Origin of the sequence: Streptomyces longwoodensis (genome assembly GCF_001514125.1) — a bacterium.
Taxonomy (GTDB): Bacteria; Actinomycetota; Actinomycetes; order Streptomycetales; family Streptomycetaceae; genus Streptomyces; species Streptomyces longwoodensis.
Genome location: NZ_KQ948556.1, coordinates 364,923 through 375,517, shown reverse-complemented (window position 1 = coordinate 375,517; position 10,595 = coordinate 364,923). Strand labels below are relative to the sequence as shown.

Below are 10,595 nucleotides of genomic sequence, written 5' to 3'. Positions count from 1 at the left end.
CGCTGCCCGGCTCGCCGATCCTCTACTACGGCGACGAGATCGGCATGGGCGACAACATCTGGCTCGGCGACCGCGACGCGGTGCGCACTCCGATGCAGTGGACCCCCGACCGCAACGCCGGCTTCTCCTCCAGCGACCCGGGCCGCCTCTACCTGCCCACGATCATGGACCCGGTCTACGGCTACCAGGTCACCAACGTCGAGGCGTCGATGTCCTCGCCCTCGTCGTTGCTGCACTGGACCCGCCGCATGATCGAGATCCGCAAGCAGAACCCGGCGTTCGGCCTCGGCAGCTACACCGAGCTGCCGTCGTCGAACCCGGCTGTGCTGGCGTTCCTGCGGGAGTACGAGGACGACCTCGTGCTGTGCGTGCACAACTTCTCCCGCTTCGCCCAGCCCACCGAGCTGGACCTCAGCCGGTTCCACGGCCGTCATCCCACCGAGCTGTTCGGCGGGGTGCGGTTCCCGGCGATCGGTGACCTGCCCTACCTGCTCACCCTGGCGGGCCACGGCTTCTACTGGTTCCGGCTGCGCCGGGAAGGCGCGTAGGGCGAGGGACCCACCTCACAGGCACGGACCCGGGGCAGGGCGGTTTCCTCCGCCCTGCCCGGGGCACGCACTAGTAACACCCCCTACCGCCCCGGGAAGGGACGTGACGCCATGGCGGAAACGGTCACCACTCGTACCCTGACGACGGGCCCCGGCCTCCTCGCGTCACTCGACCCGCTGTTGCGGGAGTGGCTGCCGCGGCAGCGCTGGTTCGCCGGCAAGGGACGGCCCGTCACGGGCTTCTCGCTCGTCGCGGCCACCGAGCTGCTGCCGGCCGGCGGCCCGCTGGGCCTGCACCACCTGCTGGTGCGCGCCCACCAGGGCGCCCCGCACCAGGGCACGCTGCCCGGCGACTGCTACCAGCTGCTCATCGGGGCCCGCGAGGCCCTGCCCCCGCACCTCGCACCCGCGCTCATCGGCCACGTCACCGAGGGCCCGCTGGCCGGCACCACGATCTACGACGCGCTGTACGACACCCGGCCCGCCGAGGTACTGCTCGAGGCCCTGCGCTCCGGCGCGCGGATCGGCGCCCTGCGCTGCGACCGGGACCCGACCCAGGAGATACGGGCGGGGCTCGTGCCCCGCCGGGTGACGTCCGAGCAGTCGAACTCGTCCGTCATCTATGGAGATACGTTCATCCTGAAGCTCCTGCGCCGCGTGGTGCCCGGCATCAACCCGGACCTGGAGCTGCCCCTGGCGCTGGCCCGCGAGGGCGTCCGCCGGGTACCGCCGCCGACCGCGTGGATGCAGGCCGAGCTCGGCGGCGAGCCGTACGTCCTGGGCGTGCTCCAGCCGTTCGTGCAGGGCGCGGCGGACGGCTGGGAGCTGGCGCTGCGCCGGCTCGCCAAGGACGAGGACTTCGCCGGGGAGGCACGGGCGCTCGGACGGGCCACGGCGGAGGTGCACACCGCGCTGGCCCGGGCCCTGCCCACCACCACCCTGGGCCACGCGCACATGGACCCGCTGGTGGCCGGCATGGTCGAGCGGCTGGAGCAGGCCGCGCAGGCCGTCCCGGCGCTGCGGCCGTACGCACCCGGCCTGCGCACCGCCTACACGGCGCTCGCCGACCTCGCGGCCGAGGGCCACACCTGGACCGCGCAGCGCGTGCACGGCGACCTGCACCTCGGGCAGTGCCTGCGGTCGGCGTCCGGCGAGTGGTCGCTGATCGACTTCGAGGGCGAACCGGCCCGCCCGCTGGCCGAGCGGCGGATGCCGCAGCCGATCGAGCGGGACGTCGCGGGGATGCTGCGCTCCTTCGACTACGCGGCCCACTCGGCGGAGAGCCCGGCGCCCGGCTGGGCGGCGGCCTGCCGCGCCGCGTACTGCTCCGGGTACGCCGAGGTCTCCGGCGTGGACCCGCGCACCGACCCGGTGCTGCTGCGGGCCTTCGAGACCGACAAGGCGGTGTACGAGGTCGTCTACGAGGCCCGTCACCGTCCCGACTGGCTCCCCGTGCCGCTGTCCGCGGTGCGGCGGCTCGCCGCGTCCGACCCGTCCTAGCCGTTCCCCAGCCGTCATCTCAGCTTCGCCCAGGAGGCTTCGTCCGTGACTCCCAGCCCCTCGTCCAGCGGCTCGAACCCGAAGGACTCGAAGAAGGCGGCGGTCAAGAAGACAGCCGAGAAGATCGCGAAGGCCGTGCAGCCGGCGAAGACCGCGAAACCCTCGAAGACCGCGGGCTCCGCGGTGCCGGCGGAGCCCGCCGAGCAGGCGGTGGCGAAGAAGGCGGTCGCGAAGAAGGCCGCGGCCAGGAAGACGGCGGCGGTCGCGAAGAAGACGACCGCGGCGAAGGCCGCGGCGCCCGCGGCCGGGAAGACGGCCGCGAAGACCACCACCACGGCGGCGAAGCGGACCGCCGTGAAGGCGGCGGCCGGGGAGACGGCGACCGTGAAGAAGGCGGTGGCCAAGAAGGCGGCGGCCAAGGAGGCGGTCGCGAAGAAGGCGGCGGTCAAGAAGGCCCCGGCGAAGAAGGCGACGACGGCGAAGAAGGCTCCGGCCGGGACCACGGACCCGGTCGCGGAGACGGCGGCACTGGCGAAGGAGGCGGCCGCCAAGGGGACGGCCGCGGTGAAGGAGACGGCCGCCAGGACGACGGCCGCCGTGAAGGAGACCGCCGCCCGCAAGGCCGCCGCGGTGAAGGAAGCCGCCACCCGGAAGGCGCCCGCCGCACAGGAGCCGGTGGCCGAGGAGACGGCCGCCGGGCCGGCGGCCGTGAAGAAGGCGCCCGCCAAGAAGGCCCCCGCGAAGAAGGCGACGACGGCGAAGAAGGCCGCGGCGGCGAAGAAGGCGACACCGGCCAAGAAGGTAACGGCCACAAAGGCGACGACGGTCAAGAAGACCACGGCCACGAAGGCGACACCGGTCAAGAAGACGACGACCGGGAAGGCGACGACGGCCAGGAAGACCACGGCCACGGCGGCCGCGGCGGCAGCGCCGCCCGTGGCACCCGAGCCCACGACCACCGCGGCCGAGCCGACGCCGACCGTCACGGCGGAGCCGGTGCCCGCGCCGACCGCGGCCGAGCCGACGCCGGCCGTCGCGGCCGAGCCGGTGCCCGCCGTGGTGGACGACTCGGCGCCCGCTCCTGCCGTCGCCGCCGACCCCACCCCCGTCGAGGCCACCGCCCCGCCCGCGCTCACCGCCTACGACCGCGACCGGCTGCTGACCGGGACGCACCACGACCCGCACGGGCTGCTCGGCGCCCACCCGGTGGAGGACGGGATCGTCTTCCGGGCGTTCCGGCCGTACGCGCGGGCGGTCGCCGTGCTGGCCGGTGAGGTGCGGGCCGACCTGCACGACGAGGGCGACGGGTTCTTCTCCGGCGTGCTGCCGCTGCGCGAGGTGCCGGCGTACCGGCTCGTGGTGACGTACGAGGACACGGTCCAGGAGGTCGAGGACGCCTACCGCTTCCTGCCCACGCTCGGCGAGCTGGACCTGCACCTGATCGGCGAGGGCCGGCACGAGGACCTGTGGACGGTGCTCGGGGCCCACCCGATGACCCACGAGGGCGTGCGCGGCACCCGCTTCTCGGTGTGGGCGCCGAACGCGCGCGGCGTGCGGGTGGCCGGCACCTTCAACTTCTGGGACGGCACCGGCCATCCGATGCGCTCGCTGGGCTCCTCGGGCGTGTGGGAGCTGTTCGTGCCCGGGATCGGCGAGGGCGAGCTGTACAAGTTCGACATCGCCCGGCCCGACGGCTCGCACACCCTGCGCGCCGACCCGCTGGCCCGCCGTACCGAGGTCCCGCCGGCCACGTCGTCGATCGTGACGTCCTCGCAGTACGAGTGGGACGACGCCGAGTGGCTGGCGCGGCGCGCCGAACGCCCCGCGCACCAGGCGCCGTTGTCCATCTACGAGGTGCACCTGCCGTCCTGGCGGCCCGGTCTGACGTACCGCCAGCTGGCCGAGCAGCTGCCCGCCTATGTGAAGGAACTCGGCTTCACGCACGTGGAGTTGATGCCGGTCGCCGAGCACCCCTTCGGCGGCTCCTGGGGCTACCAGGTCACCGGCTTCTACGCGCCGACGGCCCGGCTCGGCACCCCGGACGACTTCCGGTACCTGGTCGACCGGCTCCACCAGGCCGGCATCGGCGTCCTGATGGACTGGGTGCCGGCGCACTTCCCGCGCGACGCGTGGGCGCTGGCCGAGTTCGACGGGCGCCCGCTGTACGAGCACGAGGACCCGCTGCGGGCGGCCCACCCCGACTGGGGCACGCTGGAGTTCGACTTCGGGCGCCGCGAGGTGCGCAACTTCCTGGTCGCCAACGCGGTGTACTGGTGCCAGGAGTTCCACATCGACGGGCTGCGCGTGGACGCGGTCGCCTCGATGCTCTACCTCGACTACTCGCGCGAGCCGGGCCAGTGGACGCCCAACGAGCACGGCGGCCGGGAGAACCTGGACGCGGTGGCGTTCCTGCAGGAGATGAACGCCACGGTGTACCGGCGCTGCCCGGGCGTGGTGACGGTCGCCGAGGAGTCCACCGCGTGGGACGGCGTCACCCGGGCCACCCACCACCGGGGCCCGAGCGGCTTCGGGGGGCTGGGCTTCGGCCTGAAGTGGAACATGGGCTGGATGCACGACTCGCTGCAGTACATGAGTCACGAGCCGGTGCACCGCAAGTACCACCACCACGAGATGACGTTCTCGATGGTGTACGCGTACAGCGAGAACTACGTGCTGCCGATCTCGCACGACGAGGTGGTCCACGGCAAGGGCTCGCTGGTGTCGAAGATGCCGGGCGACTGGTGGCAGCAGCGCGCCAACCACCGCGCCTACCTCGGCTTCATGTGGTCCCACCCGGGCAAGCAACTGCTCTTCATGGGGCAGGAGTTCGCCCAGGGCGCCGAGTGGTCCGAGGCGCACGGCCCGGACTGGTGGCTGCTCGACCCGGCCTACGGCGCCGAGGCCGACCACCGCGGCGTACGGGACCTGGTCCGCGACCTCAACGGGGTCTACCGCGCCACCCCGGCCCTGTGGGAGCAGGACACCGAGCCGGCCGGCTTCCAGTGGGTGGCGGGCGACGCGTCCGAGGACAACGTGATCGCGTTCCTGCGCTACGACGCCGACCGCAACCCGCTGCTGGCGGTCAGCAACTTCGCCGCGGTGGTGCGCCCCGACTACCGGCTCGGCGTCCCCGACGACGTGCCGGCCTGGCACGAGGTCCTGAACACCGACGAGGCCCGCTACGGCGGCAGCGACGTCACCAACCCGCACCCGGTCAAGCCGGAGCCCCACCCGTGGCACGGCCTCCCGGCGAGCATCCGCCTGACCCTGCCCCCGCTGGCGACGGTCTGGCTGCGCCCCGCCTGACGGGCCCGGGACGGCCGGGGAGCACCACGCGGCGCTCCCCGGCCGTCCCTGTGCCCACCCCCGCCGTTCACCGCTGGGCGAGCGCGCCGGCCAAGGCCGGGGGCAGGTCCCCGGTGTGGACGACGCCGAGCCGCTGGGTGGCCCGGGTCAGGGCCACGTACAGGTCGCTGGTGCCGTACGCGGCGGGCTCCACCACCAGCACGGAGTCGAACTCCAGGCCCTTGGACTGGCGGGGGTCCAGCAGCACCACCGTGCGGGTCAGGTCCGGCTCGGCGCCCGCGGTCACGCCGTCCAGCCGGGCGGCGAGCCGGCGGTGCAGGGCGCGCGGGGCGATCACCGCGAGCCGGCCCTCGGCGGGGGTCAGTTCCTCGACGGCCTTGGCGACCGCGCCGGGCAGGTCGTCGGTGGCGCGCGCCCAGGGCCGTACGCCCGTGGAGCGCACCGAGCCGGGCGGCTCGAAGCCGGGGTGCGCGGCGCGCACGACCGCCGCGGCGACCTCCATGATCTCGGCCGGGGTGCGGTAGTTGACGCCGAGCCGGGCGTGCTCCCAGCGGTCCTGCACGTACGGCTCCAGGATGGCCTCCCAGGAGCCGACGCCGGCCGCCTCGGCGGTCTGCACGGGATCGCCGACCAGGGTCATGGACCGGGTGGGGCTGCGCCGCATCAGCAGCCGCCAGGCCATCGGGGACAGCTCCTGCGCCTCGTCGACGATGATGTGCCCGAAGGCCCAGGTGCGGTCGGCCGCGGCCCGCTCGGCGGCGCTGCGGTGGTCGGCCTCCTCGTGCCGCTCGGCGAAGCGTTCGGCGTCGATGATGTCGTGCGCGGACAGCACCTCGGACCCCTCGGGGTCGTCCTCCTCCTTGTCCTCGAACTCGTAGGTGCGCGAGGCGTAGGAGACGTCCAGCACGCCCTGCGCGTAGGCCACCTGGGCGGAGCGCTCGCGCTCGGCGCGGTCCCGGGCGGCGCGGTCGTCCTCGCCGAGGAGTTCGGCGGCCTCGTCGAGCAGCGGCACGTCGGCCACGGTCCAGGCGCGGGTCACCGGGCGACGCACGGCGGCCGCGTCCGCGTCGTCGAGGTGGTCCTCGGGGGCGGCGAGGAAGTCGGCGACCAGCCGCTGCGGGCTGAGCACCGGCCACAGCTGGTCGATGGCCGACCAGACCGCCGGGTTCTCGGCGAGTTCGTCGCGGATCTGGGTGAGGTCGCTCGGGTCGAGCAGGCTGGAGCCGTCGTAGGGGTCGGTGCCGACGCGCTCGGCGTACAGCTCGGTGAGGGTGTTGAGGACGTGGCCCTCGAAGTACTCGCGCGCCACGTTGTGGGGCAGCCCGGTGGCGCGGGTGCGTTCGCGGGCGACGTTGACCAGGCCGTCGTCCAGCATCAGGACCTCACGGTCGTGCTCGACGGTGAGGACCGGGTCGGGCAGGCACTGGCGGTCGCGGACGACGGCGGCGAGGACGTCGGCCATCTCGGCGCGGCCCTTCACGGCGGCCGCCTCCGGGGTGTCGGCCGCCGTCGCGCGCACCCCCGGGTACAGCTCGCCGACGGTCGCGAGGAGCACACCGGTCTCGCCCAGGGAGGGCAGCACCTCGCCGATGTAGCCGAGGAAGGCGGGGTTGGGCCCGACGATGAGCACGGCCCGCTTGGCGAGCAGCTCGCGGTGCTCGTAGAGGAGGTAGGCGGCCCGGTGCAGGGCGACGGCGGTCTTGCCGGTGCCGGGACCGCCCTCGACGACCAGCACGCCCCGGTGCGGCGCCCGGATGATCTCGTCCTGCTCGGCCTGGATGGTCTGCACGATGTCGCCCATCCGGCCGGTGCGCGCGGAGTCGAGCGCGGCGAGCAGCACGGCGTCGCCGGTGGGGTCCTCGTACCCGGTGCGGGTGGCGTCGCCGAGGTCGAGGATCTCGTCGTGCAGGGCGGTGACCCGGCGCCCCTGGGTGCTGATGTGCCGGCGGCGGCGCAAGCCCAGCGGGGTGTGGCCGGTGGCCAGGTAGAAGGGGCGGGCGACGTCGGCGCGCCAGTCGATGAGGACCGGGGTGCGGTCGGCGTCGTCGGTGCGCAGCCCGATGCGGCCGATGTGGTGGGTGGTGCCGGAGGTCAGGTCGATCCGGCCGAAGCACAGCGAGCCGTCCACGGCGTTCAGCGCGGCCAGCAGCCCGGAGCGCTCGGCGACCAGGATGTCCCGTTCGAGCCGGGCCTGCATGGGGGTGTTGCCCTGGGCGAGCGCGTCCGTGACCCCGGCCTCGGTGTCACCGCGCAGGGCGTCCACGCGTGCGTACAGGTCGTCGATGAATTCCTGCTCTTCCCGCATTTCACCGTCTGGAAATTCGGTGTTTGACAATTCCGCTCCCGGCCGGATATACTGTGGTCACTGAACTTTTCCGCGACCAGAATTGTCCGAAGTCGCGAACCATTCAATATACGCAAAGGAATCCCCCGGACGCAATTGGCGTCCGGGGGATTCCTTTCGTCCCGGCCCGGGACGGGGGTGCCTCGCATGAATCAGAGGGCGTCCTCGATCTCCGCGAGCAGCCGTCGCTTCGGCCGGGCGCCCACCATCGCCTTCACCGGCTCCCCGGCCCGGAAGACCATGAAGGTCGGCATGGAGAGCACCTTGTAGTGGTTGGTGGTCGTCGGATTGGCGTCCACGTTCAGCTGGACGACCTTCAGCCGGTCCCCCTCCTCGGCGGCGAGGGCCTTGAGCACCGGCCCCATCTGCCGGCACGGCGGGCACCAGTCGGCGGTGAACTCCACCAGCACCGGCAATTCAGAGTCGATCACTTGCGCCGAGAAATCGGCGTCCGTCACCTCGGTCACGCTCACAGTTCCTGCCCTCCCAGTTCGCACAACGGTGGCTCGCCGTCGGTCGACGCCAGCCGCACGGCGATCGTCGCCCGCACCGCCTGCAGCTCCCCGATCAGCGCGTCGAGCTCGGCGAGCTTGCGCCGGTAGACCGCCAGCGAGGCCGGACAGGAGTCACCCTCCGGGTGCCCGGCCCGCAGGCACTCCACGAACGGCCGCGTCTCCTCCAGGTCGAACCCGAAGTCCTGGAGCGTGCGGATCTGCCGCAGCAGCTTCACGTCGCCCTCGTCGTAGGTCCGGTGTCCCAGGTCGTCGCGCCGCGCGGGCAGCAGACCGCGCGACTCGTAGTAGCGCAGCGTCCGCGTCGTGGTGCCGGTCCGTGCGGCCAGTTCGCCGATTCGCATGTCCCCGACGGTACGGCTTGACGCCGACGTCAAGGCAAGGGACGAGCGCCGGGGAGGTCAGCGCTCGTCCGCGGCCTCCGTCACCTCCAGGGGGCGGGACCGGCCAGTTCAGCGGCGGCGGGCGGAGCCGGTCCGCTCGTCGGACACGGCGCCGTCGGCGCTGCCCTCGTCCGGGTCCTCGTTCCGGTCCTCGTCCCGCGCGGCGCCCGGGCCCGCGTCCCCGGCCGGTGCCGGGTCCTGGTCCGTGTCCCCGGCCCGTGCCGCGTCGGCCGTCCCCTCCTGGCGGGCCTTGCGGGGCAGCAGCAGGGCGACCAGGAGCGTGCCGGCGCCGAGGATCACCGCGCCGACCAGGCTGGTGTGGGCGACCGCGTCGGAGAAGGAGGAGGCGACCGCGTCGGTCATCTGCCGGGCGGCCCCGGCCAGGTGGTCGGCCTGGCCCTTCAGCTGGGCCGCCTGCTGCGGGTCGGTGGCCTGCGCGGCCTGCGCCGCCAGCTGCTGCGCCTTGTGCCCGACGCCCTCGGCGACGGCGTACCCGGCGCCCACCGAGTCCTGGGCGGTGGCGAGGGTGCCGGCAGGCAGGTCGGCGCCCCGGGCCGCGTCCCCGAGGTGGTCGGAGTACGACGTACCGAGCAGGGAGCCGAGGATCGCGATGCCGAGCGAGCCGCCGAGCTCCAGCGAGGTGTCGTTCACGGCGCCGCCGACGCCCAGCTCGGACTCCGGGAAGGCGCCCATGATGGCGTCGGTGCAGGGCGACAGCGCGAGGCCGATGGCCAGGCCCAGCACGATCAGCGGGGCGAGGAAGTCGCCGTACGACGACCCGGCGTCGACCCGGGTGAGCAGGGCCAGGGCGACCGTGCCGCCGACCATGCCCGCGGTGACCGTCCACTTCATGCCGACCCGCGGGGTGAGGTAGCCGGTGAGGGCCGAGCCGACGAAGACCGCGCCGGCCAGCGGCAGCATGCGCAGGCCGGTGTCGAAGGCGTCGTAGCCGAGGACGAACTGCAGGTGCTGGGTCAGGTAGTAGAAGGCGCCGAAGACGGCGAGGAAGAACAGCGCCACGGCGAGGTTGGAGCCCGCGAAGCGGCGGTCGGCGAAGCGGCGCACGTCCAGCACGGGGTGCGGGTGGCGCAGCTCCCACAGGACGAACGCGGCCAGGCCCACGCCCGCGACGACCGCCGCGGTGACGGCCTTGGCGCCCCAGCCGAAGTGCGGCCCCTCGATGATCATGTAGACCAGCGAGCCGATCCAGACCACCGACAGCAGTCCGCCGACGTAGTCGATGCGGTCGTGGTGGCCGGCCCGGGACGGCGGGACGAGGACGAACGCGCCGACCAGGCCGACGGCCGCGACCGGCACGTTGATGAGGAACGTGGAGGACCAGCCGTGGTTCTCCAGGAGCGCCCCGGCGACCAGCGGGCCGGCGGCGATGGCGAGGCCGGCGGTGGCGGTCCACAGGGTGATGGCCTTGGCGCGCTCGGCGCGCGGGAAGGTCGCGGCGAGCAGGGAGAGCGTGGCGGGCATGATGAGGGCCGCGCCGACGCCCATCACCGCGCGGGCCGCGATGACCTGCGTCGAGCTGTCGGCCAGCCAGCCGCCGACGGACCCGCCGGCGAACACCAGGAGCCCGAGGACCAGCGCCCCGCGCCGGCTGTACTTGTCGCCGATCGCGCCCAGCAGCAGCATCAGCGCCGCGTACGGGACGGTGTAGCCGTCGATGACCCATTGCAGGTCGGCGCTGGACAGGCCCAGGTCGGCGGTCATGTCGGGCGCGGCGACCGTCAGGGCGGTGTTCGCCATGACGATGATCAGCAGGCTCAGGCAGAGGACGAGCAGGGCCCACCAGCGCCGGGCATAGGGCCCTTCCATCCTCTCGACCGGTTCCTTCGCGACGAGTCGCATGGCAGGGATCGCCTTCCTCGAAACGGGTACACGGCGGGGTGCCGCCGATGAGTGCACACAAGTGTGTAATTGCACAACACTGTGCAATGTACGCCTGTTGCACAGTACTGTGCAAGTCGAGGGGGTGCGGGCGAGGGCGCGA

At 73.3% G+C, this 10,595-nt stretch carries 8 protein-coding genes; 3 read left to right on the top strand and 5 right to left on the bottom strand.

Features of this window, described 5'->3' with window-relative positions; translation table 11 throughout:
- On the top strand, positions 1–548 hold a 548-nt coding region (locus AQJ30_RS23165; RefSeq protein WP_211279062.1), incomplete at its 5' end, for an alpha-glucosidase C-terminal domain-containing protein.
- Positions 549–659: 111 nt separating this feature from the next.
- Positions 660–2,048 carry a maltokinase N-terminal cap-like domain-containing protein gene (locus AQJ30_RS23160; RefSeq protein ID WP_067237285.1) on the top strand — a complete coding sequence of 463 codons (1,389 nt, stop codon included), beginning with the start codon at positions 660–662 and terminating at the stop codon, positions 2,046–2,048.
- Positions 2,049–2,062: 14 nt separating this feature from the next.
- Here the strand turns inward: AQJ30_RS23160 and AQJ30_RS39455 are convergent, their stop codons facing one another.
- Positions 2,063–2,452, bottom strand: a complete 390-nt coding sequence (locus AQJ30_RS39455; RefSeq protein WP_159052352.1) for a hypothetical protein — start codon at positions 2,450–2,452, stop codon at positions 2,063–2,065.
- Between AQJ30_RS39455 and glgB the strand changes: the two genes are divergently transcribed.
- Positions 2,433–5,354, top strand: coding sequence for a 1,4-alpha-glucan branching enzyme (gene glgB, locus AQJ30_RS23150; protein WP_425424169.1), 2,922 nt, complete (start codon positions 2,433–2,435; stop codon positions 5,352–5,354). The genes AQJ30_RS39455 and glgB overlap by 20 nt on opposite strands.
- Before the next feature lie 67 nt (positions 5,355–5,421).
- Here the strand turns inward: glgB and AQJ30_RS23145 are convergent, their stop codons facing one another.
- The 4 genes from AQJ30_RS23145 to AQJ30_RS23130 all read right to left on the bottom strand — a co-directional run bounded on the left by AQJ30_RS23145 (position 5,422) and on the right by AQJ30_RS23130 (position 10,453).
- Entirely contained in the window at positions 5,422–7,659 is a 2,238-nt protein-coding gene (locus tag AQJ30_RS23145; RefSeq protein WP_067237279.1) for a HelD family protein, read from the bottom strand.
- A gap of 191 nt (positions 7,660–7,850) precedes the next feature.
- Positions 7,851–8,165 carry a thioredoxin family protein gene (locus tag AQJ30_RS23140; protein ID WP_067237276.1) on the bottom strand — a complete coding sequence of 105 codons (315 nt, stop codon included), beginning with the start codon at positions 8,163–8,165 and terminating at the stop codon, positions 7,851–7,853.
- Positions 8,166–8,167: 2 nt separating this feature from the next.
- On the bottom strand, positions 8,168–8,554 hold the full coding sequence (locus tag AQJ30_RS23135) for a MerR family transcriptional regulator (protein ID WP_067237273.1): 387 nt from the start codon (positions 8,552–8,554) through the stop codon (positions 8,168–8,170).
- A gap of 108 nt (positions 8,555–8,662) precedes the next feature.
- Entirely contained in the window at positions 8,663–10,453 is a 1,791-nt protein-coding gene (locus tag AQJ30_RS23130; protein ID WP_079084210.1) for an MFS transporter, read from the bottom strand.
- Positions 10,454–10,595 lie beyond the last annotated feature (142 nt).